At 60.6% G+C, this 22,803-nt stretch carries 19 protein-coding genes and 1 tRNA gene; 11 read left to right on the top strand and 9 right to left on the bottom strand.

From position 1 onward, the window contains the following. Positions 1 to 8 precede the first annotated feature (8 nt). Complete coding sequence (locus HUS57_RS14020; protein ID WP_173934522.1) at positions 9 to 788, bottom strand: VOC family protein; 780 nt, start codon at positions 786 to 788, stop codon at positions 9 to 11. Positions 789 to 805: 17 nt separating this feature from the next. Next, positions 806 to 3,106 carry a molybdopterin-dependent oxidoreductase gene (locus tag HUS57_RS14015; protein ID WP_173934521.1) on the bottom strand — a complete coding sequence of 767 codons (2,301 nt, stop codon included), beginning with the start codon at positions 3,104 to 3,106 and terminating at the stop codon, positions 806 to 808. Between the two features lie 152 nt (positions 3,107 to 3,258). On the opposite strand from HUS57_RS14015, the gene HUS57_RS14010 reads away from it, so the two are divergent. Beyond that, complete coding sequence (locus HUS57_RS14010) at positions 3,259 to 4,245, top strand: LysR substrate-binding domain-containing protein (RefSeq protein WP_210256082.1); 987 nt, start codon at positions 3,259 to 3,261, stop codon at positions 4,243 to 4,245. A 26-nt stretch (positions 4,246 to 4,271) separates the two neighbouring features. Continuing rightward, positions 4,272 to 5,603 carry an FAD-binding oxidoreductase gene (locus HUS57_RS14005; protein ID WP_173934519.1) on the top strand — a complete coding sequence of 444 codons (1,332 nt, stop codon included), beginning with the start codon at positions 4,272 to 4,274 and terminating at the stop codon, positions 5,601 to 5,603. A gap of 286 nt (positions 5,604 to 5,889) precedes the next feature. Here HUS57_RS14005 and metC read toward each other — a convergent pair whose 3' ends face one another. After that, positions 5,890 to 7,074 (bottom strand): cystathionine beta-lyase, encoded by a 1,185-nt coding sequence (metC, locus tag HUS57_RS14000; protein WP_173934518.1) that lies wholly within the window; start codon positions 7,072 to 7,074, stop codon positions 5,890 to 5,892. Position 7,075: 1 nt separating this feature from the next. Next, positions 7,076 to 7,918 carry a sulfurtransferase gene (locus HUS57_RS13995; protein ID WP_173934517.1) on the bottom strand — a complete coding sequence of 281 codons (843 nt, stop codon included), beginning with the start codon at positions 7,916 to 7,918 and terminating at the stop codon, positions 7,076 to 7,078. Positions 7,919 to 8,110: 192 nt separating this feature from the next. On the opposite strand from HUS57_RS13995, the gene HUS57_RS13990 reads away from it, so the two are divergent. The 9 genes from HUS57_RS13990 (at position 8,111) to HUS57_RS17835 (ending at position 17,823) form a co-directional block, all read left to right on the top strand. Then, complete coding sequence (locus tag HUS57_RS13990; protein ID WP_173934516.1) at positions 8,111 to 9,181, top strand: phosphotransferase family protein; 1,071 nt, start codon at positions 8,111 to 8,113, stop codon at positions 9,179 to 9,181. 11 nt (positions 9,182 to 9,192) lie between these two features. Continuing rightward, positions 9,193 to 10,362 (top strand): acyl-CoA dehydrogenase family protein, encoded by a 1,170-nt coding sequence (locus HUS57_RS13985; RefSeq protein ID WP_173934515.1) that lies wholly within the window; start codon positions 9,193 to 9,195, stop codon positions 10,360 to 10,362. After that, complete coding sequence (locus HUS57_RS13980; RefSeq protein ID WP_173934514.1) at positions 10,362 to 11,138, top strand: 3-oxoacyl-ACP reductase family protein; 777 nt, start codon at positions 10,362 to 10,364, stop codon at positions 11,136 to 11,138. Before HUS57_RS13985 ends, HUS57_RS13980 begins: the two co-directional genes overlap by 1 nt. Beyond that, positions 11,135 to 12,334 (top strand): CaiB/BaiF CoA-transferase family protein, encoded by a 1,200-nt coding sequence (locus HUS57_RS13975; RefSeq protein WP_173934513.1) that lies wholly within the window; start codon positions 11,135 to 11,137, stop codon positions 12,332 to 12,334. The genes HUS57_RS13980 and HUS57_RS13975 overlap by 4 nt, the downstream gene beginning before the upstream one ends. After that, positions 12,334 to 13,977 carry an AMP-binding protein gene (locus HUS57_RS13970; RefSeq protein ID WP_173934512.1) on the top strand — a complete coding sequence of 548 codons (1,644 nt, stop codon included), beginning with the start codon at positions 12,334 to 12,336 and terminating at the stop codon, positions 13,975 to 13,977. The genes HUS57_RS13975 and HUS57_RS13970 overlap by 1 nt, the downstream gene beginning before the upstream one ends. After that, the gene (locus tag HUS57_RS13965) at positions 13,974 to 14,768 is read left to right on the top strand and encodes an FCD domain-containing protein (RefSeq protein WP_173934511.1); all 795 of its coding nucleotides are present in this window, start codon (positions 13,974 to 13,976) and stop codon (positions 14,766 to 14,768) included. The genes HUS57_RS13970 and HUS57_RS13965 overlap by 4 nt, the downstream gene beginning before the upstream one ends. Positions 14,769 to 14,898: 130 nt before the next feature. Then, positions 14,899 to 15,666: a 3-hydroxyacyl-CoA dehydrogenase gene (locus HUS57_RS13960; protein WP_173934510.1), complete on the top strand. Its 768-nt coding sequence runs from the start codon at positions 14,899 to 14,901 to the stop codon at positions 15,664 to 15,666. 36 nt (positions 15,667 to 15,702) lie between these two features. Further along, on the top strand, positions 15,703 to 16,893 hold the full coding sequence (locus tag HUS57_RS13955; RefSeq protein ID WP_173934509.1) for an acetyl-CoA C-acyltransferase: 1,191 nt from the start codon (positions 15,703 to 15,705) through the stop codon (positions 16,891 to 16,893). Positions 16,894 to 17,538: 645 nt separating this feature from the next. Beyond that, positions 17,539 to 17,823: a hypothetical protein gene (locus HUS57_RS17835; RefSeq protein WP_210256081.1), complete on the top strand. Its 285-nt coding sequence runs from the start codon at positions 17,539 to 17,541 to the stop codon at positions 17,821 to 17,823. A 201-nt stretch (positions 17,824 to 18,024) separates the two neighbouring features. Here the strand turns inward: HUS57_RS17835 and HUS57_RS13950 are convergent. From HUS57_RS13950 to HUS57_RS13930, 5 genes are all read right to left on the bottom strand, one after another. After that, a tRNA-Leu gene (locus tag HUS57_RS13950) sits at positions 18,025 to 18,109 on the bottom strand. A gap of 239 nt (positions 18,110 to 18,348) precedes the next feature. Continuing rightward, positions 18,349 to 18,969 (bottom strand): 2,3-bisphosphoglycerate-dependent phosphoglycerate mutase, encoded by a 621-nt coding sequence (locus HUS57_RS13945; RefSeq protein WP_173934508.1) that lies wholly within the window; start codon positions 18,967 to 18,969, stop codon positions 18,349 to 18,351. 29 nt (positions 18,970 to 18,998) lie between these two features. Further along, positions 18,999 to 19,808 carry a 4-hydroxy-tetrahydrodipicolinate reductase gene (gene dapB / locus HUS57_RS13940; protein ID WP_173934507.1) on the bottom strand — a complete coding sequence of 270 codons (810 nt, stop codon included), beginning with the start codon at positions 19,806 to 19,808 and terminating at the stop codon, positions 18,999 to 19,001. Next, entirely contained in the window at positions 19,805 to 21,658 is a 1,854-nt protein-coding gene (locus HUS57_RS13935) for an ABC transporter ATP-binding protein (protein WP_246727878.1), read from the bottom strand. Before HUS57_RS13935 ends, dapB begins: the two co-directional genes overlap by 4 nt. A 111-nt stretch (positions 21,659 to 21,769) precedes the next feature. Next, positions 21,770 to 22,795, bottom strand: coding sequence for a glucokinase (locus HUS57_RS13930; RefSeq protein ID WP_173934506.1), 1,026 nt, complete (start codon positions 22,793 to 22,795; stop codon positions 21,770 to 21,772). Positions 22,796 to 22,803: the final 8 nt, after the last annotated feature.

Genomic DNA, 22,803 nt, shown 5'->3' with positions numbered 1-22,803 from the left:
CCCAGCCCTCATGCACGAACGAGGCGGATCGCGCCGCCATGTGACAGGGCCAGATCCAGCACCTTGCCGCCGGCCGGCAGGTCTGGATCAGTTGAAGCAAGCACGACCTCCAGGATTCGCCCGCCTGCCGGGGCGCCGGCGACGTTGGCTGGCGCGACATCGATCCACGTTTTTCCAAATCCGATGCGGCGGTCGCCTGGATTGTCTGGCGATTCACCGGCCTCCTTGCCGCCGATCGCCACAAGCGTCTTGATCACGTCATCCACGTTTTCGGTAGAAAGACGGATACCGAGCATCGCGTTTGCGCCATTGGCATGATCCGATGGTCCGGGAATGCGGTGCTCGCGCCCTTCATTATCGGAAACCACGAAGGGCAATGCATGATCGCCACCGGCGCCCCTGCCCAGCATCAGCAGGTCGAGGCCCCATTTGTGGCCACCTTCCACAACGTTCGCTACCTCGACGGGGCCGCTGATGGGAAAGCCGGCCTGTTTCAGTTCTGCCGCAAGAGCATTCGCGTCCCCAACGGTGAAGGACCAGTCCGCATGGCCCTCCCCAGCCTCAAGGCAGGGGCCGAGCCTGTGCTTCGACATTGCCTCCGGGCTGCTGAAGGCGGTGAGCAGTATATAGGACCCATCCGCCAGCGAGATGAAGCGAAATACCGTCGAACCGTGGCTGGCGTTCAGGTCCGCCCGCTCCAGAACCGTAAAGCCCAGCCTCGTGAAGTCGGCGGCCGCCTTCTCCAGATCGTGCACCAGCGTAACCACATGATCAAATGGCAGATTCAATCTTCCGGTCCTTCTCGTCATTTAACCAATTTGAAGTCGCCGCCTTCATGCTGCACCGGCGGACGATTGACTCTGAGCGGCGGCAGTTCGCCGGCAAATTTTTCGACCTCAACAAGGCATGATTGGGCAGCACAGCCCTGCCCGAGCTCGGAGGTGCCGATATCGCGCGTGAGCACATTGGGATTGCTGTTGCGGTCCCCCGTGCCATCGGGATCGTAGGTCGCTCCGGTCGGCAGCAAGGCAACGCCGCGCGTCAGGCCATCGTCGAGGCTAGCAATCGCGAAGCAGGAGCCACGTTCGTTGAAGAGGCGAACCGCATCGCCATCATTGATCCCCCGCATTGCGGCATCCTCGGGATGAATCCGCATGACCTCGCGCTCGCGGACCTTTCCTTCGCGGCTGTGGGCGCTCCAGTCCATCTGGCCGTGCAGCCGGCGCTCCGGCTGTGGCGTCAGCAGATGGATGGGATAGGTCCGCGCCAAGTCGGCGCCGAGCCATTCCTCAGGATCGAGCCAGACGGGATGGCCTGGCTGTGCCCCATCGGTCATCTCCCTGATCCGGGTACTGCCAAGCTCAATCCGGCCCGACGGTGTCGGCAGCCGGTTTGCAACTGGGTCGTCGCGGAAATCCGCGAACATCACATAATTCTCCCTGGGCTCGGGCATTTCGAAATAACCCGTTTCCCAGAATTCTTCGAAGCTGGGCGGTTCGATGCCCCGGCTCGACAGATTGCTGCTGATTTGCGCCCAGGCAAAACGCACCCATTCATCCGCCGACCGTCCTTCGGTAAACGCCTCCTCAGCGCCAAGGCGTGCAGCCAGGGCGGCGAAGATCTCGTAATCATCGCGGGATTGGCCCACCGGCGGCACCAATTTGTGCATGGCGAGGATGAAAGGATCGCGCGAGGCACCGCCGATATCGTTGCGTTCAAGCGATGTTGTGGCCGGCAATACGATGTCGGCATGGCGCGCGGTGGCCGTCCAGTAGCATTCATTGACGATCACCGTCTGCGGCTGGCGGAAAGCTTCACGCAGGCGGTTGAGATCCTGGTGGTGATGGAATGGATTGCCGCCAGCCCAGTGAACCAGTTCGATCTTCGGATATGTATAGTCCTTTCCGTCGAAGCGGAAGGACTGGCCGGCATTGAGGAGAAGGTCGCTTACGCGCGCGCAAGGAATGGCGAATCCCGTTCCATTTTCCCCGGTCGGGAGGCCGTAGAGCGGCGTGGCGTAGCGCGGATTGCCCATGCCGTTTGACGAGCCATAGCCGAACGCGAACCCGCCGCCCGGAAGGCCGATCTGGCCAAGCATCGCAGCAAGCGCCACGGTAGCCCAATAAGGCTGCTCCCCATGACGGGCTCGCTGCAGACTCCAGTTGGCGGTAACAAGTACGCGCTTGCCGACAAGGCTGCGCGCGAGCGCGGCGATTTCCTGCGCAGGAATGCCGGTAATGGCTTCAGCCCAGGAAGGCGTCTTGGCTTCCCCGTCCGTCTCGCCTACCAAATAGGCAATCAGGCTTTCGGCACCGCTGCAGTAGCGGTCCAGAAACTCCTGATCGTGGCTCCCGTCGCTCACCAATACCTGCATGATCGCAAGCAGCAATGCGGTATCAGTGTTCGGCCGGATTGGCAGCCATTCGCACGGGAAGCGCGGATCGACATCGCCGCGATAGGGGCTGACATTGACGATGCGCGTGCGGCCGGCAACGCCGTTCAGGAATGTTTCATAGCGATGCTGGCCGAAGCCCCCGGAATTCACTTCCCAGTTCTTCTTTGGGATGCCGCCCAGCGCGAGCATGACATCACAATGATCGCGTATTGTCGCGAAGGAGGTGACGGACGAGCCGATCGCGTTCGTCACGCCGACGACGCGAGGCAGGAACGCCATAGCAGCACCGTAGCTGTAGTTGGTCGTCTGATCCGTGAACCCGCCAAGCGTATTGTAGAAACGGCGTATCAGTGTCCGCGCATGATGCACCCTGCCCGCGCTTGACCACCCATAGGAACCGGCGAAAAGCGCTTGGTTGCCGTGCTCTTCACGCACGCGGCGTATCTCCGCTGCAGCGATATCCAGGGCCTCGTCCCATGGGACAGCCACGAAATCGTCTTCGCCCCTTCTGGCGCCGCCATCGCCGGCCAGCCACCCCTTGCGAATGACCGGACGCTCCACACGCATGGGCGACGTCAACATTTCCGGCCAGACACCGATCAGCGGAGTGGGATGCGGGTCATGCTCGAAGGGTGATACGGAAACAAGCTCTCCGTCGACGACCTCAGCCCGGAACGCGCCCCAATGCGAGAGTGAGCGCAGGACCGCCATTAACGTGCGCCTTTCTCATCGGATATCGCAGGCAATCTGGACATGGCCCCTCCTCTCGATCCTTTGGCTGGAACGTTAAGACATAATATTTGAAACGTCAAGTTGCGTAATTTTGACGGAAATGTTATGTCACGAAAAAACGGTGCGCTGCAATGGCGTGCCTTGTCATGGAGCGGCAATACCGTTCGGAGAAAGTCACAGTGAAACGGTTCAATATCAGGCAGGTTGAGGCGTTCCGCGCTGTTGTCACGCTCGGCAGCATGACCAAGGCTGCGGAACTGCTGGGCATTTCTCAACCTGCTGTGAGCCGTCTGATGATGGACTTTCAGGAGGCGGTGGGCTTTAAATTGTTTCGGCGCCAGCGAAACGGTGCAGAGGCCACCGAAGACGCCAGGCGCCTTTTCGAACAGGTAGAAAAACTTTTCGTCGGCCTTGAGGACTTGAACCATCAAGTCCACGCCATTCGCAACCTCACATCAGGAACGGTTTCAATCGTTGCGATGGGCCTCTATGCCAACGGCCTGCTGCCCGAGATCATCGCCAAGTTCGGCACCCGGTTTCCTGACATTGAAATCAGACTCGATACGCAGTCACAGGATGGAATCGCCGAATGGGTTGCCGCTCGCCGCTCCGACATAGGCGTTGGAACGCTGCCTTTGCCGAATTCGTCCATCCCTGTACGCGAACTCCTGTCCAGGCCGGCTATGTGCGTCTTCCGTGCCGACCACGAGCTGGCTTCACGTGATGAGATCCGCGCAGCCGACCTTGCAAATCAACCCTTCATCAGCTTTCCGCGCGGTACCCCGTTCCGCTTCGAAGTGGATACGCTCTTTGATCGTGAAGGCATCGATCGCGTGATGATGATCGAGGCAACCACGCACGAAGCGGTGTGCAATCTCGTGGCGGCGGGTCTCGGCTTATCGATCGTCAGTCCCTACTCGCCGCATTTGAGGCGCAATCCGGATCTTGCCTTCCGCCCTTTTACTCCCGCCATCCCCATCGTTCTCGGCGTCGTAGGCGATCCGGACGAAATGTCCGTGGCAGCGAAGCAGTTCTACGACTTCCTCATCGAATATGTGGAGGGGATCAAAGCGCGCCGCCGCGCAGCCGAGGCACGTAGCAAAAAGAAGACACCTTAAATCCACCTCTGAAATTAGGCTTTTCGATGAATATCCAGACTGCCAGTACTCACCATTTCCATGTCGTACCCGAAGAAACGGAGGTCGTCATCGTCGGTGGCGGCATCATCGGCGCATGCACTGCACTACACCTTGCCCAGCGCGGCATCCCCACCGTCCTTTGTGAGAAAGGCACCATCGGGGAAGAGCAGTCCAGCCGCAACTGGGGCTGGGTGCGCAAGATGGGACGCGACATTCGCGAGATGCCATTGATGATCCATGCAATGAAGCTTTGGGACGAGCTTCCATCCGTGATCGGGGCAGATGTTGGTTTCCGCCGGCGTGGCATCACTTATTTTTGCGACAAAGAAGAGGATATGGCGAAGTACGAAGCCTGGATGAAGGCCATGGAGCCATTCAATCTGGACACGCATTTCGTCAATCGGGAGCGCGCCAACGAACTTGCTCCTGGCAATACGCGCAATTTTGCGGGCGGGCTGCACACGCCATCGGACGGATATGCGGAGCCGCATCTAGCCAGCCGCCTCATCGCCGAAGGTGCCCGCAAGCTCGGGGCGCATATCGTAGAAGCCTGCGCGGTACGGGGTTTTGAAACCGCTGGCGGGCGCGTTTCCGAAGTGGTGACTGAAAAGGGCCGTATCCGCTGCAAGACTGTTGTCCTGGCCGGCGGCATCTGGTCAAGCCTGTTTGCGCGTCATCACAAGGTGAAGATCCCGCAGCTGAAAATGCTGTCTCAGGTTATGCGCACGCGCCCCATCGCGAATGGTCCGGAAGGGTGCGGATCGGGCAACGGCTTCGGTTTCCGCCGGCGCAATGACGGCGGCTACAATGTTGGCATGCGCTCGGCCCATCCTGTCGACATCGTGCCGGACAGCTTCCGCTATTTCAAAGATTACATCCCTGCACTGAAGAACGAGTGGCGGGCGATGAAATTCCGCATCGGCAAACGGACCTGGCAAGAAATCATGATGCTCGGAAGCTGGAAGCTGGATCAACGCTCGCCCTTCGAAACGTATCGCATCATGCGTCCCGAGCCCGGACACGCGATTCTCGATCAGGCGACGATCAATATCAAGAAACTGTTCCCCCAATTCGCGAATATGGTGGTGAACGAAAGAATGAGTGCCTGGATCGATGTCACTCCCGACGCGATCCCGACGATTTCCCCGGTGGAGGCAATTCCTGGCTTCTTTATCTCGACAGGCTTTTCCGGACACGGCTTCGGAATTGCGCCGGCGGCAGGCCAGCTCATGGCTGAACTGATTGCCGGAGAGACCCCGCATGTCGATCCGGAACCATTCCGCCACAGCCGCTTCATCGACGGATCTGAGATTGTTCATTGGCCGATCGGCTTCTGACGCTCGCAAGGTGAGATCCGCTACGCGGGCAAATACAAGACGGCAGGCTGCATTTACTGCCGTCTTGCGACAAGGGAGAGCCTCGTGACTTTCTTTAGAGCAAGCGGCGCTTTTCACCGGAGGTGAGAGGAGCCGCCGCTAATCTTTTGAGTGCAAGCATTTGCGTTATCCCACTGGCCGCAAAGTTCCGGTTACCAAGGCGAGGCACGGCTTGCCGAGAATTCTTGCAGTGAGTCGCATGACGGGCAGGCGGGACAACGCAAAGCGCCTCCCCCGCCTCCTCTAATCAGGCCGGGCGCAGTTTCCCGAGGCCCTCGGCGAGGTCGGCCTGCAGGTCCTCGACCGCCTCAAGGCCAATGTGAAGCCGCAGGACAGGGCCCTTGCCATCCCACTTCATGACCTGTCGCGTCTTTTCAGGATGTACCGGCAGGATGAGGCTCTCATAGCCGCCCCAACTGAAGCCGATGCCGAAATGGTGCAACCCATTCACCATCTCCCGCACCGATTGCGGATCGCATGGCTCCAGCTCTACAGCAAACAGCCCGCAGGAACCGGAGAAGTCACGCTTCCATATTTCATGGCCGGGGAAGGAGGAAAGCGCGGGATGGAGCACACGCGCCACTTCCGCCCGTGTTTCCAGCCATTTTGCAAGAGTAAGTGCGGAAGCTTCGTGCTGGCGCAGGCGCACCGACAGGGTGCGTAGTCCGCGGAGCCCGAGATTGCATTCCTCGGAACCAGCAGCAGCACCAAGATCTTGTGTAGCCTGACGCACCGCATCATAGGTTTCGGCGGTGGCCGTCACCGATCCCAGCATCGCATCCGAATGTCCGACAATGTATTTGGTGGCGGACTGCACCGAGACGTCGATGCCGAGCGACAGGGGCTTCAGGAAGACAGGCGTTGCCCAGGTATTGTCAATGATCGTGCGAATGCCGCGCTCGCGCGCCACCTCCACGATTGCCGGAATATCCTGTATGTCGAACGTGCCGGAGCCAGGCGATTCCAGATAGATTACCCGCGTTTCCGGCCGGACAAGGCTGCCAATATCCGCCCCGACGGCCGGATCGTAAAAGGTGGTTTCAATACCGAGCCGGGCCAGCATACGGTTGCAAAAGCGGCGTACAGGTTCATAGACGGTGTCGACCACCAGAACATGGTCGCCTCTGTCAAGAAACGCCAGCAGCGCGGCAGAAATAGCAGCCATCCCCGAAGCGGCCGCTATGGTACGATGTCCCCCTTCGAGCTTGCATATCGCCTGTTCAAACGCAAAGGTCGTGGGCGTACCGACGCGGCCATAGAACGGGCCGTCAAACGGCGTCGCCGCCGCCGCCTCGAAATCGTCGAGCGTATTGAACAGGAAGGTCGAGGCGCGGTGTACGGGAGGATTAACCGCGGTTGCACTTTTCCCATGCTCGCGGCCGATCTTGGTCAGCAGGCTGTCCAGTGAGAGGGGCGTGTCTGCCGAATTCATGTCAGATCGACTCCTTTGGAAGATCATCCCGCTGGCCCCATTCATGCCAGGAACCATCGTAAATTTTCCAATCGGTCTTGCCGAGGCGCGCGAGCTGGAAAGCAAGAATGGCCGCGGTCACGCCCGAACCGCAGGTAGTGATCACAGGCCGCTCGATATCGACCCCGGCGTCACGGAAGATTGCCTCTGCCTCCTCCGGCGAAACGAATGTAAAGTCGCCTTTTTGCGGGATCATGCGGCCCCATGGGACATTGATCGCGCCGGGCATGTGCCCACCCGCCACGCCGGGATATCCCGAAGGCAGTTCGCCGATAAAACGCTCGGTGGTGCGGGCGTCCGCCACCACTGCTCCGCCATTTTGAATCGCATCGAGGACATCGCGCCAAGTTGCGACCTGGCCAATTGGCTCGCGTGCGATGAAGTCCGATTGCGGAGGCTGCTCCGCTGGGCCCTGTTCGACAGGGCGCCCCTCGGCCTTCCAGCGTTTCCAACCGCCATTCAGAACCCGCACCTTTTCATGGCCAAAGATGCGGAACATCCACCAAACGCGTGCCGACACGTAACTGGAATCGTACACGACGACGAGGCTGTCGTTCCCGATGCCGAGTTCGCGCGCGACCTCAGCGAAACGTTGCGCGGAAGGAAGCATGTTCACATAGGGAGACGTTTCATCCGACCCCTTGTCGAGATCGAAAAAACGGGCGCCCGGAATGTGCTCCTGCTCGAACTCCGCGCGGGCGCTCTTCTCCAACTCCGGGATATACCAGGAGCAATCCAGAATCACGACGCCCGGGTCGCCCAGCCTCTCCTCCAGCCATTGTGGCTCAACCAGAAATGCGTCCATCTGAATCCTCCTGAATGTGCAGCTATCATTCTTTTATTGTCTGACAGTTGTCGACAAGGTAGCTCCGTCCAAAGGGCTCGACAAGACACTTTCGATGCCACTCTGTGTTGATTTTGCCGGAAGGTTCAGATTCGGATTGACAACGTTCTAACATGTGGTCAACTTTTTGTCTGACAATTATGGAGAAGCTTTGTGACCTCGTCTGTTGTGGATGAAGCCCGATCGAGTGATGGCAGGGGGGCTTTCGGACTCGATGTAGAAGCTGTTGCCCTCCATCTTGCACAACATGGCATTGAACTCGACCGTGCAGCCGGCGCGATCCAGCTTTCGGGCGGACTATCCAACCTGAACTACCTCGTTCGGGTGAATGGCGAGAAGGCGGTCCTGCGGCGGCCACCGATGGGGGACCTCCCGCCCGGGGCGCATGACATGGTCCGCGAGCATCGCGTCTTGTCGAGGCTGGGAGAGGCATTTCCCCAGGCGCCCAGGAGCTTCCACCTGTGCGATGAGCTGTCGGTGATCGGGGTGCCTTTCCAGTTGCTCGAATACCGGTCCGGCCTGTCGATCCGGGGCGACAAGCTGCCGCCCGAGTTCGACGCGCAAATGTGCAACGCCCTCTCAATCAGCCTCGTGGAAACTCTAGCCGCCTTGCATGCAGTCGATGCGGAAGCAGTCGGACTGGGCGATTTCGGGCGGCCTGAGGGTTTTTTCGCCCGGACAACTGCTGGCTGGATGCGCCGCGGGGCTGCTGTTGCGCAGGATGACTCGACGCTCAAGGCAATTGAAAAAATCGGCACATGGCTGGAGCGCAAGCAGCCGGAGGCACTGCCTCCCACTCTGCTTCACTCCGATTTCAAGCTTGATAACTGTATGCTCGGCGAGAACTGCCGCATCACGACGGTTCTTGACTGGGATATGGGGACCCGCGGCGATCCATTGATGGATCTGGCCACGCTGCTCAGCTACTGGACCGAGCCCGCCGATCCTGAATGCATGCATCTGCTGGCGCAGATGCCTACTGCGAACCCCGGCTTCCTGAGCCGGGCTCAGGTCGCCGATGCCTATGCGCGGGCAACCGGCCGGCCGATTGATGATCTGCCGGTCTGGCGTATCCTTGCGATGTTGAAGCTAGGCGTGGTGTTTCTCCAATTGCATCGCAACTGGGTCAACGGGATCGCCGGCGACGATGCTTATGCGGGGTTCGCCCGGCTCGGTGCCGACCTCATCGATTTCACCCTAGCCTCCCTGGATCAGCCACTTTAAGGAGAAATTTAATGGATTTCACTGTGCCGCCGGAGCTGGCTGAGCTTGCAGAAGAAATCGGCGCGTTCGTGCGCAACCAGATCATCCCCCTGGAAAAGGACCCGCGCTGGACCGACCATGGACCGACCGAGGACTTCCGGCGCGAACTCGTGGATCTGGCCCGCAAGCACGGCGTTCTCGCGCCGCATGCCCCGTCCGAGTATGGCGGCCGCGATCTCAGCCATTTCGGGCGGGCCATCGCATTCGAGGCTGCCGGATACTCTATGCTCGGCCCGATCGCCCTTCATTGCGCCGCGCCCGACGAAGGCAATATCCATTTGCTGGATGTCGTTGCCGACGAGCGGCAGCGGGAGCGTTGGCTGAAGCCGCTTGCTACCGGCGAGGCACGTTCCTGTTTTGCGATGACCGAGCCAATGGGCGCAGGCGCCGACCCGTCGCTTCTGGAAACGTTGGCCGAGCCGGTAGACGGCGGCTATCGCATTCGCGGGCGCAAATGGCTCATTACAGGCGCTCAGGACGCTGCCTTCACCATCGTCATGGCGAAGATGGCCTCAGGTGAGCATGAGGGCAAAGCCACCATGTTCCTCGCCGACATGCCCAGGCCGGAGATCGTTCTGGAACGTCAGCTCGACACGATGGATTCCACCTTTACCGGCGGCCACTGGGTTGTCCGCTTCGACGACCTCTTCGTGCCGGAAGAAGACGTGCTGGGTGCAGACGGAGAAGGCTTTCGCTATGCCCAGGTTCGCCTCGCGCCAGCCCGCCTCACCCATTGCATGCGCTGGCTTGGCGCAGCGGTGCGGGCTCAGGACATTGCCCGCGATTACGCTAACCGTCGCACAGCTTTCGGCAAGCAGCTCGTCGAGCACGAAGGCATCGGCTTCATGCTGGCGGACAACGACATGGACATCTACACGGCAAGGCTCGCCATCTGGCACACTGCCTGGCTTCTCGACCAGGGGGAGCGCGCCAGTGCGGAAAGCTCCCGCGCCAAGGTGATCTGCTCAGAGGCAATCTGGCGCGTGGCCGACCGTTGCGTCCAGATTCTCGGCGGACTCGGCCTGACGCGCGACACGGTGGTTGAACGGTTCTTCCGCGATGTGCGTGCTTTCAGGGTTTATGACGGGCCATCGGAGGTTCATCGCTGGGCACTTGCTCGGCGCATGCGGGAGAAGCGTTAATGAGCATCGATCTGAAAACCATGTTCGACCTGAGCGGACGCGTCTGTGTCGTGACGGGCGGCGGGCGCGGCATCGGCAAATCCATCGCCACCGCCCTGGCTGCGCATGGAGCGACGGTCGTTATCACCGGGCGGACCCAGACGACGCTCGATGCCGCTGCGGAAGAGATCAGCCATGCAGGAGGCAAGGTCGATGCAATCACGGCGGATGTCTCCAGCGAGGATGATGTGGAGCGCCTGGCGCGGGCCGTTGAAAAGCGGCACGGCGTAGCAAAGGTGCTGGTCAACAATGCGGGCGTGAACGCCATCTACAAGAGGGTGGAGGACACGACGCTTGCCGAATGGAACGAGATCATCGCCACCAATCTGACAGGCGTGTTCCTGACCTGCCGGGCCTTCGGCCGCGGCATGCTCACCGCCGGCTCCGGCAGCATCGTGACGATATCCTCGATCGGCGGCAGGGTTGGCCTTGGAAAGACGGGCCCCTATTGCGCCTCGAAGGGCGGCGTGGAACTCTTCACCCGTTCACTTGCCATCGACTGGGCGCCGAAGGGTGTACGCGTCAATACCGTTGCTCCGGCTTATGTCGAAACCGATCTGACCGCCGGCCTTTCAGAGCATCCGGTGCTGTCGGAACGGATCACGCAGCGGACGCCGATGCGCCGCTTCGCTCATCCCGACGAGATTGCTGGGGCGGTGGTCTACCTTGCATCCGACGCCTCGCTTTACGTCACCGGCCAGACCATCGGGGTTGATGGCGGATGGACGGCGGCATGAGCGCGCAACCGGAGACGAAACGGCTCGCTTTGGAAGGCGTGGTTGTGCTGGACCTCACCCGTCTGCTGCCCGGCGCATTCTGCTCGCAGATTCTTGCCGACATGGGTGCGGAGGTCATCAAGATCGAGCACCCGGACGGAGGCGATTACAACCGCTCGTGGGAGCCGAAGGCCAAGGAGGAGTCCGGCTCCTTCCTGCTTTTGAACCGTAACAAGAAAAGCGTTACACTGAACCTCAAGAATGGACGTGCAAAGGCGGCGTTCCGCCGTCTGGCGGCAAAGGCCGATGTAGTGCTCGAAGGCTTCCGGCCAGGCGTGATGGAACGGCTCGACCTGTCTTACGAGACGCTGCGCAAGGACAATCCGGGCCTCATCTATTGTGCCATCTCCGGCTACGGCCAGGACGGCCCGATGCGCCTGTCTGTCGGGCACGATCTTAACTACCTTGCCATTGCAGGCGCCCTGCAACTGTTCGCACGGCCTGGCGAGGGCCCATCTGTGCCCGGCCTTTCCATCGCCGACGTGGGAGGCGGCTCACTGATGGCAACGACCGGCATCCTTGCGGCGCTGCGTTCTCGCGACCGCACCGGAGAAGGCCAGTTCGTCGACATTTCTATGACTGACGGAACGGTGGCCTGGCTTGCGCTGCACGGCGCCGACTATCTTTTCGGCGGCATCGAGCCGAAGGGCGGTGAGCGGCCTTTCATTGGCCAGGCGCCATGCTATGGGATTTATCTATGCGCCGACGGCCGTCACGTCGCGCTGGGAGCGCTGGAAGCCCACTTCTGGGACCGGTTCTGCGAGCTGATCAACCTGCCGGCTGACATGCGCACACACTATCCTGAAGGCGAGGATGCTGACCGCCAGCGCGCCTGCATTGCTCGCACCATGCTTGAGCGCTCCCGCGACGAATGGGTCGCTCTCGCGGAGGAGGCCGACATTCCGCTGTCCCCCGTCAATTCGATGGAAGAAGCTTTCCGCCATCCCCAGCTCGTCCATCGCAAAATGCTCCAGCACATCGACCATCCGGTGGAGGGTCGCATTCCTCAGCTCGGCTTCCCGATAAAATTGTCAGAAACGCCCTGCGAGATGCGCGATCCACCGCCGCTTCTGGGGCAGCACAATGATGCGGTGCTGGCAGCCGCCGGCTACTCGCAGGAGGAAATCCAGGCGCTACGCCAAGAAGGAGCGATCTGATGAAGACGAAGGGTGGAGTGCCGCTCGTGCGCGGCGATGCAAGCTATGAGACGTTCCACCAAGCATTCCGGTGGGAGGTGCCGGCACAGTTCAATTTCGGCATCGATGTGGTCGACCGCATGGCGCGCGACCATGACGGACCGGCATTGATCGCCCAGAACGCCTCCGGGCAGGTTCGACGCTTCACCTTTTCCGACATTGCCAGCCTGACCGACCGGCTTGCCAATGGATTGCGCGCGCGGGGCGTCAACAAGGGCGACTTCGTTATCGTCATGCTGCCGCGCATCCCCGAATGGCAGATTGCCGTCGTGGCGGCCCTCAAGCTTGGTGCGGTGCCCATTCCCTGCATCGAAATGCTGACCGAGAAGGACTTGGCCTACCGCATTAGCAATTCTGGCGCGCGCGCCGTCATCTGCCGTGCCGAGCAGACGGGGAAATTCGCGGCTATGGCCGACGCGCTCGACATCCGCGTCAGTGTCGGGGCGACAAAGGGTTGGGACGAATTTGACGAGGTCATTGCCGGCGCGCCGGCACAGTTCGAGCCGCCAGCCGTCGCCGCCGAAGACCCGGCAATTATGTACTACACCTCCGGTTCCACAGGAAACCCCAAGGGAGTGTTACACTCATCGCGCGCACTTTATTCTTGGTGGGTCTCGGCCGCCTATTGGCTGGATCTGGAGCCCGGCGACCTGATCTGGTGCACAGCCGACACCGGTTGGAGCAAGGCTGGCACGAGCATCCTGTTCGGTCCGTGGGCCCGCGGCGCGTGCTCGCTGTTTTACGACGGCCCGTTCGACCCGGCAGAAAGGCTGCGGATGCTGGAGCGTCACCGCGTCAATGTCTATTGCGCGCCTGCGACGGAACTTGCGCGGGTGGCCGAGGAAGCCGGAGCGGGCTTTGACCTTTCCGCCTTGCGCCGCACCGTTTCGGCTGGTGAGGCAGTAAGCGCGACAATCAACCGGAAATGGATAGAAGCGGTCGGCATGCCGGTTTGCGAGGCCTATGGCCAAACCGAAGCACTGATGCTGGTGCTCAACTATCCTGGCGAGCCGGTCAAACCAGGCTCCATGGGCCGTCCCTCGCCTGGCAGCACCATTGCCATTGTCGATGAAGAAGGGCGCGAGCTGCCCCCAGGAGAGGAAGGAGACATTGCGCTCCTCACTCCCAACCCGCAGCTCATGCTGGGTTACTGGAAAGAGCCGGAGAGGACGGAAACCTGTTTCCGCGATGGACCTGCTGGCCGCTGGTACATAACCGGCGACCGGGGCGTGAAGGACAGTGAAGGTTACCTTTGGTATGCCGGCCGCATGGACGACATCATCAATTCGGCTGGTTATCGTATCGGCCCGAGCGAGGTCGAGGACGTGCTGCTTGCGCATCCCGCGGTGCAGGAGTGTGCCGTGGTCGGGAAACCCGACCCGGCGCGCGGCGAGATTGTAATGGCCTTTATTCAGCCAAGGGACATGAAGGAGGCTGACGCTTCCCTGGTGCGCGCACTGCAGGACTACTGCAAGGCGCAGACGGCCCCCTACAAGTATCCGCGGGAAATTGTCTTTGTCGATTCGCTGCCCAAGACGCTGACCGGCAAGGTGAAGCGAAGCGAACTGCGTGAGAGAGCGGCTAACGAGGCGCGTTTGGCATGACTTGGCAGAATGCTTCCGAGGGGAAAGATGCCGTTGCCACCATAAGGGTCGAAAGCAGGGATCGCACACTTCCGGCCTTTCGAGCTGTCGCGCGCGTTCTTGAGCGCCGGATACTTGCCGGCGAACTGCCTGTCGGCGAGTCGTTGCCTAGTGAGCTTTCGCTCGCCGATCATTTTGGCGTCAGCCGGTCGACCGTACGAGAGGCAATCCGCGTTTTGGAGCAACGTGGGCTGATCCGGCGGGAAAAGGGCCGCAACCGGCTGCGCATCACCGCGCCTCAGGCAAAGGAAATCAGCGCCCAGATGAAGACCGCTTTCCTGCTGCAGGAGACGACTTTCGAGCAGCTTTGGGAAGTTCTGAGCGCGATTGAGCCCGCATGCGCGGCAACGGCGGCCTTAAAGGCAACCGAACCGGACCTCAAGCTGATCGAAGACAATATCCGCCGCAGCGAGGCGGCAATAGACGATGTCAGCGCGCTTGTGGAACTGGACATCGAGTTCCACAATTTGCTTGCCGCAGCAACCGGGAACAATGCCCTGCAGATGAGCCGGGAAACGGTTGGAGAACTGTTCTACCCTGCGTTTGCGAAGGTAATGGCCCGCCTCAATGCCGGTGAACGCCTTCTGCTGGCTCATCGCAAGATATACGAAGCGATCAGCAGCGGTAACGAGCGGGAAGCGCGGCTTTGGATGGATCGACACATCGGGGATTTCCAGCGCGGTTGCGACCTTGCTAATCTGGACTTCCGGTCCCCCATTTCCGGTGCCATGCCAGTCGCAAACCACGGTTGAGCAATATGGCGCAACGCCTGCGCTGTTCACGTCGAACCGCCTTGCGCAAGCATAGTCCTGGGGCGCTAAAGGGCCTCGCATTCGCCATTTCGACCTTGGCCGTAACGCCCATCAAGTGGAGATAACATTCATGCAGATCAAGAACGGGGTTTTTATCGTCACCGGTGCTGGCTCAGGCCTTGGCGCGGCAGTGGCGCACTCCTTCGCGGAGGAAGGGGCTCGGCTGGTCCTTGTGGACATCAATCGTGACGCGGTCGAATCGGTGGCATCGGAACTGGGGGACATTGCTGTCGCTGCACATGCCGACGTGACGGAAGAGGCCGGCGGTCAGGCCGCCGTGAAGTTGGCTCTCGATAGGTTTGCCCACGTCAACGGGCTCATCAACTGTGCGGGAATTGCACCAGGGGAGAGAGTGGTCGGACGCGAAGGCCCGCATCGCCTGGACAGCTTCGCCCGGGCGATCAGCATCAACCTCATCGGTACATTCAACATGATCCGGCTTGCAGCCGATGCAATGGTGAAGGAAGAGCCTAATGAGGATGGTGAACGGGGCGTCATTATAAACACCGCATCGATCGCCGCGTTTGACGGCCAGATCGGGCAGGCCGCGTATGCGGCCTCGAAAGGAGGCGTTGTTTCTCTTACATTGCCAGTCATGCGCGAGCTTGCGCGTTATGGCATCCGCGTTGCCACCATCGCTCCGGGCATCTTCGAGACTCCGATGGTCGCGGGATTGCCTGCAGAGGTCCAGAAGTCCCTGGGCAGTAGCATCCCGTTTCCGCCACGCCTTGGCAGGCCAGCGGAGTACGCCGCGCTCGCGAAGCATATCTGCGAGAATCCGATGCTCAACGGCGAAGTCATCCGCCTTGACGGCGGGATTCGCATGGCACCGCGCTGATGCCGTTTAATGCTCGATCGGAACAGGAAAGAAGCAATGACCAAACATGACCCCATCGTTATCGCCTCTGCCGCCCGGACGCCAATGGGAAGGTTCCAGGGTGACTTGAAGGATTTGACCGCTCCGCAGTTGGGAGCGAGCGCGATCCGTGCGGCTGTTGAAAGATCAGGCGTTGCTCCCGAGAACGTCGATGAGGTCGTTTTTGGCTGCGTCCTCTCGGCAGGGCTGCGGCAGGCTCCGGCGCGGCAAGCTGCAATCGAGGCCGGCCTTCCGCTCGCGGCGGGCGCAACGACCGTAAACAAGATGTGCGGCTCGGGAATGAAAGCGGTCATGTTCGCGCATGACCTCATTGCAGCGGGCAGCGCGAACGTGGCGATGGCGGGAGGCATGGAGAGCATGACCAACGCCCCATACTTGCTGGACCGCGCGCGCGACGGATACCGCATGGGACACGGGAGCGTCATGGATCACATGTTCCTGGACGGCCTCGAAGATGCCTATGATAAGGGCAAGCTCATGGGCACCTTCGCCGAGAAATGCGCCGAGAGCTACCAATTTACCCGCGAGGCGCAGGACGAATACGCCTTGTCCTCGCTTACCAGAGCCCGCAAGGCTATCGAAGATGGTAGCTTCGCGTCGGAAATCGTTCCTCTCAAGGTCGGGTCCGGCAAGGCAGAACGGGAAGTCGCCCAGGATGAACAGCCATTCAAGGTAAAGCTGGAAAAAATCCCCACGCTTAAACCCGCTTTCCGCGAAGGAGGAAGCGTCACGGCAGCAAACTCCAGTTCGATCTCTGATGGTGCCGCAGCTCTCATGCTGATGCGCCGTTCGGAGGCGGAGCAACGGGGGATCACCCCGCTTGCCGCCATTGCGGGTCACGCAACGTATGCGGACGCGCCGAACCTGTTCCCGACCGCTCCCATCGGCGCGATCAAGGCTTTGTGCTCGAAGACCGGTTGGGATCTGAAGGATGTCGATCTTTTTGAGATCAACGAAGCCTTTGCGGTCGTGGCAATGGCTGCCATCCAGGATCTCGGGCTTCCGCGAGACAAGGTGAACGTTCACGGCGGCGCCTGTGCCCTTGGACATCCGATCGGTGCCTCGGGGGCCCGCGTGATTGTGACTTTGTTGGCTGCTCTGGAAAAGTACGATCTGAAGCGCGGCATTGCCTCGCTTTGCATCGGGGGCGGCGAAGCAACCGCGCTCGCCATAGAGCGACTGCACTAGAGCAACGGCCATTTAACGGGACGCGTATCGGCTTCTTGAGAAAGCTCCAGCATCCGGTTTTGCTGAAGAGGTTGCAGATGTTCCGATTGCTCTCCAAAGGCCCTTGAAGGTTCTGGCTGCGGCGGCGCGCGGGTGTGTCTTGAGTTTGGCGAAGGCTAACTGAACAGGAACCATGCGCCGCGCTGCTCTTGTAAATTGCAAGGTTGCCGAGGATGACGACGCGGCCCTTCGTCAGTATCGGCGCGAGTTGAGAGGCGTCGCAAGTGTCGAAAGCCGCAAGGTTGATCGTTTTCGCGATCACCTAGGGCAGGGATTAGCCAGACAGCGCAGGCAGGCTATGAAGGTCTGACTTTTCCAATGAACGAAGGCGCGTTGGCAAGGAGCCTTGTGCCGCTGGCTGCGGCCTTGGCCATCGGCCGCTCCGATTGGAAAAGCTTCGAAGCGAGGAACCGGAAGTCCAGCGGACGCTCTTGACGCGCCCGCCCTGCCGCCCCGTACTGCCTCAATGTCGCGTCAGCTTGGCCGCGAAGCTCGCGCTAACGTCAAGATAATGGCTAGTGCTAATGAAGCCGCCTCGGCAAACGCAACATCCTGCTCGCGCAGATCTGACGAATAGATCTTGCCCATGATCCACCTTCAATCACGGTGGATTTCAACCGGACCGAAAGCGAATTTTTTTCCGATGTGCTAGGCGCAGGATTCTTTGATCAGAGCCAAGATGACGACTGCCGAAAGGAAGATTTAGTTACAGCGGTCGCAGCGGATCGCGATGCGCCAGTTCGTGAGCTTGGCGAACGTCGTATGCGGCGCTGGGATAAAGCGTTTCGTCGTAGCAACCGGCTGCTTGTGGCTTTTCATCGGGCGGAGCGCTTGCGAAGCCAAATCGGTGCCGCCTCCTTTTTCGTCGATGAGGTCGGAGCAGCGCGGTGAGCATGAACCTTGCGACCGACGCCGCTCATCTGGCATTCCGACAGCACGACCAGCGATTGGCCATCGGCGTCATAGACGGCGTGAAAATTTGGAGTTCAACCGCCTTTCGTCGGCCGAAACGACGGAGAACATTTCTCTCTGGGCAAGATCGTTGCGTGCGGGAGACCTACGGCAAGTAAAGAGCGGATAGGAATGAGGCAATGGTGCCCAGGAGAGGACTCGAACCTCCACGACTTGCGTCACTGGTACCTGAAACCAGCGCGTCTACCAATTCCGCCACCTGGGCTGGGTGCGCAGCCGATGTAAGCGGCGCTGCGCGTTGTGTCAACGCGATTTGTAAGATTTTGGCCCTGAGCGGGAAAGACCGCCGCAGCTTGTGAACTTTTGGGTTTTTGCGCGAAGGCCGGGTTTCGATGAAGCCGCTGCGCATTATTGAGCCGGCTTCGAGGAGATGGGGCGGCAGATGCGTTGCCAGCCCCTAAATGATACGCTCCCGGCAGGTCAATGATGGCCCACCGCCCCGCCTCAACCCTCCAGGATTTCTTTGGAGGCGACGGTGGAATCGGCATTCAGCCGGTAGATGAGAGGAACGCCTGTAGCGAGCTCAAGCTTTGCGACCTCGTCGCCGGCAAGACCGTCCAGCACCATGACGAGCGCGCGCAGCGAATTGCCGTGTGCCGAAACGAGCACCGTCTGCCCGCGCAGAGCGCGCGGCAGTATCATCCGGATGTAATAAGGCCACACGCGCGCGCCCGTATCCTTCAGGCTTTCGCCGCCCGGCGGCGGGACATCGTAGGAGCGGCGCCAGATATGCACCTGTTCGTCGCCCCATTTCTTGCGTGCATCGTCCTTGTTGAGGCCGACAAGATCTCCGTAGTCGCGTTCGTTGAGCGCTTGGTCGCGGATCACTTCGAGCGAGGAAAGCCCGAGCACGTCGAGAATGTGGTCGTTCGTCATCTGGGCGCGCTTGAGCGCAGAAGTGAAGGCAACGTCAGGTTTCAGCCCCTTTGCCTTGATTCGCTGTCCGGCGGCTTTCGCCTCCTCGTGCCCGCGTTCCGACAGGGCAACGTCGCGCCAGCCGGTAAACAGGTTCTTAAGGTTCCATTCGCTCTGGCCGTGACGGACGAGAATTAGGGTTCCGGACATGGTTACTCCCTTAAAGCTTTGAGACGAATTCAGGCAAGGCCGAGGACATCGAGCATCGAGTAGAGGCCGGGCTTGCGCTCCCGCGCCCAAAGTGCTGCCTTCACCGCGCCACGGGCGAAGATCACGCGGTCCTCCGCGTGGTGGGAAAGCACAATACGCTCGCCCGCGCCAGCCAGAATGACCGAATGCTCGCCCACGACGGAGCCGCCGCGCAGGGAGGCAAAGCCGATCTTGCCCGTCTCCCGCTGGCCGGTATGTCCGTCACGTGCGCGCACGCTTACATCCTCCAGCTTTACGCCACGGCCCTCGGCGGCAGCCTGGCCCAGAAGCAGCGCCGTGCCGGAAGGCGCGTCCACCTTGTGGCGGTGATGCATTTCGACAACCTCGATGTCGAAATCATCTGCCAGCGCCTGCGTAGCCTGACGTACGAGGACGGCAAGAAGATTGACACCCAGGCTCATATTGCCGGATTTGACCACCGTGGCATGACGCGCTGCCGCCGAGATTGCCGCCTCTTCCTCGGCTGAGAAGCCTGTTGTGCCGATTACGTGAACGATCCGGGCCTGTGCGGCATAGCCGGAAAATTCAACCGTAGCTGCGGGCGCAGTGAAGTCGAGCACCCCGTCGGCCTGGGCAAAGGCTGTCAGCGGGTCATCGCCGATCGAAACATCGATGGTGCCGATGCCGGCAACCTCTCCGGCATCCCGGCCGAGATATGGCGAGCCGGTGCGCTCGATCGCGGCTGCCAAGCGCACGCCGTCCATCCCATGGATGGTGCGTATGAGCATCTGGCCCATGCGGCCACCCGCCCCGACAACCACCAAGCCCATATCGCTCATCGGCGCTGCTCCATCATTTCCGTCGCGACTTCATCGTTTTTCGTGTCCACGCCTCCGGCATTGTCAAGAAGGTCCTGCCCTCTTTCCATCTGCATCCGGTAAAAGCGGGCATAGACGCCGTGGGGCATCCTAACAAGCGCTGAATGGGTACCTTCCTCCACCAGCCTTCCATCCTCCAGCACCACAATATGGTCGGCATTGACGACCGTGGAGATGCGGTGGGCGATGACAAGCGTGGTCCGCTTCTTCATCATCCGCTCAAGCGCCTGCTGCACCTTGGCTTCGGACTCGTTGTCAAGAGCCGAGGTTGCCTCGTCCAGAAGCAGGATGGGCGCATCGCGCACGATGGCGCGGGCGATGGAGATGCGCTGGCGCTGTCCACCGGAAAGCGTCACGCCATTTTCGCCCAAGAGCGTGTCATAGCCCTGAAGCTGCTGCAGGATGAATTCCTCTGCATTGGCAAGCCGGGCCGCCTCCTCCACTTCCGCGTCACTGGCATCGGGACGACCGTAGCGGATATTGTCACGGATCGAGCCTTCGAAGAGATACGGATGCTGTGAGACATAAGCGACGGCCGAGCGCAGCGAATGCTTCGTCACGCGGCTGATATCCTGCCCGTCAATGTAGATCGTGCCATTGTCCAGATCGTAGAATCTCTGCAAAAGCGCGAAAAGTGTCGATTTGCCCGCGCCGGAGTGGCCGACGATGGCGGTGGTCTTCCTCCCCCCGGCCGCAAAATCCACGCCCCGCAGCACTGGCATCTGCTCGGCATAGGAAAAGCTCACATTTTCGAAGCGGACATGCCCGGAAGATACCTGAAGCGGCAAAGCACCAGGCATGTCGCCCTGCTGCGGTTCGAGATCGAGAATTTCGTAGATCATGCGGGCATTGACCAGTGCTCGCTCAAGATTGACCTGAAGGCGCGCCAGCTTGCGGACGGGATCGTAGGCAAAGATCATGGCGCCGATGAAGGCAATCACGGAGCCGGGCGGCACGCCCTGGTTGGCGGCTCGCCAGCCCGCATAGACGAGCACCGCGGCGACGGAAATGCCGACAAGAATCTCCGTTACGGGCGTTAGCCGCTCCGACACGCGGGCGATCTTGTTGGAGCGTTCCTCCGCGCGGTGGATGAGGGCTCCCATCTTTGCCGAAAGCGCCTCCTCCATGGTGAAGGCCTTGACAATGGCAATGCCCTGCACCGCTTCCTGCATGGCACCGAGAAAGCGCGAATTGATCTCCACCGCCTCCCGCGTGATCTTGCGCAGACGCCGCGTCAGGTAGTTGATGGCGTAGATCATCGGCGGGCCGATGAGGAAGGCTACGAGCGACAGCAAGGGATCCATATAGATCATCACCCCAACGAGGCTTACCAGGGTGACCACGTCGCGCGCGGCGGCGGCGATCGTCATGTTCAGCAGATCGCGTATGCCCGTGACATTCTGCGCGATCCGGGCCGAAAGCTGGCCGGAGCGGCTTGCCGTAAAGAAACCTATGTCGAGGCGCATCAAATGCTCGAACAGGCGCCGCTGATAACGGGCGACGATGTTGTTGCCGATCTGGGCAAGAATCACTGTTTGTCCGTAGACGGCAAAACCGCGCAGGATGTAGACGATGACAAGGACCCCGCAGTGCCAGTAAAGCGTGGACCATTCAGCGTCCACGAATCCGTCATCGACTATGGGCTTGAGTATGTAGGCGCTATAGGCGGTGGTCGCGGAAATCACCAGCATGCAGAGCGCGGCAAGACCGTATTGCGGGAGGAAATCGCGAAAATTCTCCCGGAAGACGCGATGGACGACAGCTAACACCTTGTCGGCGTCATCCTGTGCTTTGAGTTTTTTCCTTGCCAAGAATGCTTGTCCGTTTTGCCGCCGGCACCGCGCAATATGCGAATGGCAGCAGCCTATGCCCTATCACGAGCCGACATGCAATTGGCCGGTTCTTTCGCGCGGGTCAGTTCCTCAACGTGCCCGCCAGCGCCGCCCCGCCGTTTCCACGCCGAAGCGCCCGGGCGTGCGCGCGTAAGCCCCCAGGCCGCAGACTGCGGCCATGGGATGGGTAATGACATACACGGGTATCTCCGCCATCAAGGTCCTATGCGGAGCCTTGTCCTCGAATGCGGCGCGGAAAACGCCATTCCGTAGCGCAGGGACGATCTTTTGGACAATACCACCGGTGAGGAATACACCGCCCTGGCTCATGAAGATGAGACCGAGATCGCCCGCGACGCGGCCGAGATAGGTAACAAAAAGATCGAGCGTCTCTGTTGCAAGCGGATTGCTGCGCTCAAGCCCGGCCGAGGTGATTTCGGCAGGGTCGGAGAAGGGCGCTTCCTTTCCGTCTGCCGCCGCTATCGCGCGATAGAGATTGACAAGGCCCCGGCCGCAGAGAACCTGTTCGGCGGAAATGCGCCCCTCAATCCTCTCAAGATGCGGAAAAATCTCGTAGTCACGTTCCGTGCGCGGTCCAAGGTCGATATGGCCTCCTTCGCCGGGGAGGGGAATCCAGGTGTGCTGTGCGTGCACAAGGCCAGCCACTCCAAGCCCGGTTCCCGGACCCAGAACAACACGACTGCCGACCGTTTCTGCGCTTCCACCGCCGATCTTTTCCAGATGCGCCTCTCCAAGCGCCACGACCGCTAGCGCCTGGGCCTCGAAGTCGTTGAGGACGATCACATCGCCGAAGCCGAATGTCTTCATCATCTGCTTCGGCCGCACTACCCAATCGCTGTTGGTAAGATCGATTTCGTCGCCATCCACCGGGCCTGCGACCGCCAGCACGGTAGACCGCGGCAGCAAGCTGGTCTGGTCCAAGACACTCTGGATGGCGTCGTCGATCGTCGGGAAATCGGCGGTAAACAACACGGGAAATTCCCGCGGCTCCGCGTAGGAGTCGACGACGATGGCAAAGCGCGCGTTTGTGCCCCCGATATCCCCGATCAGGATTGGAAAATCCAACACTGCATCAAGATCCGTCTGATAAACCATCTGGCCTT

This window comes from Chelativorans sp. Marseille-P2723 (genome assembly GCF_902809845.1).
In the GTDB taxonomy this organism is placed as follows: domain Bacteria; phylum Pseudomonadota; class Alphaproteobacteria; order Rhizobiales; family Rhizobiaceae; genus Chelativorans.
This window is presented reverse-complemented; position numbering and strand designations above follow the sequence as displayed.

Coding starts and splice junctions, on each gene's coding strand:
- HUS57_RS13975 (WP_173934513.1), top strand. CDS start 11,135: ATGAGCGCGCAACCGGAGACGAAACGGCTCGCTTTGGAAGGCGTGGTT.
- HUS57_RS13960 (WP_173934510.1), top strand. CDS start 14,899: ATGCAGATCAAGAACGGGGTTTTTATCGTCACCGGTGCTGGCTCAGGC.
- HUS57_RS13955 (WP_173934509.1), top strand. CDS start 15,703: ATGACCAAACATGACCCCATCGTTATCGCCTCTGCCGCCCGGACGCCA.
- HUS57_RS13930 (WP_173934506.1), bottom strand. CDS start 22,795: ATGGTTTATCAGACGGATCTTGATGCAGTGTTGGATTTTCCAATCCTG.
- HUS57_RS14005 (WP_173934519.1), top strand. CDS start 4,272: ATGAATATCCAGACTGCCAGTACTCACCATTTCCATGTCGTACCCGAA.
- HUS57_RS13970 (WP_173934512.1), top strand. CDS start 12,334: ATGAAGACGAAGGGTGGAGTGCCGCTCGTGCGCGGCGATGCAAGCTAT.
- HUS57_RS13995 (WP_173934517.1), bottom strand. CDS start 7,918: ATGGACGCATTTCTGGTTGAGCCACAATGGCTGGAGGAGAGGCTGGGC.
- HUS57_RS14010 (WP_210256082.1), top strand. CDS start 3,259: ATGGCGTGCCTTGTCATGGAGCGGCAATACCGTTCGGAGAAAGTCACA.
- HUS57_RS13985 (WP_173934515.1), top strand. CDS start 9,193: ATGGATTTCACTGTGCCGCCGGAGCTGGCTGAGCTTGCAGAAGAAATC.
- HUS57_RS13980 (WP_173934514.1), top strand. CDS start 10,362: ATGAGCATCGATCTGAAAACCATGTTCGACCTGAGCGGACGCGTCTGT.
- HUS57_RS13965 (WP_173934511.1), top strand. CDS start 13,974: ATGACTTGGCAGAATGCTTCCGAGGGGAAAGATGCCGTTGCCACCATA.
- metC (WP_173934518.1), bottom strand. CDS start 7,074: ATGAATTCGGCAGACACGCCCCTCTCACTGGACAGCCTGCTGACCAAG.
- HUS57_RS13945 (WP_173934508.1), bottom strand. CDS start 18,969: ATGTCCGGAACCCTAATTCTCGTCCGTCACGGCCAGAGCGAATGGAAC.
- HUS57_RS14015 (WP_173934521.1), bottom strand. CDS start 3,106: ATGGCGGTCCTGCGCTCACTCTCGCATTGGGGCGCGTTCCGGGCTGAG.
- dapB (WP_173934507.1), bottom strand. CDS start 19,808: ATGAGCGATATGGGCTTGGTGGTTGTCGGGGCGGGTGGCCGCATGGGC.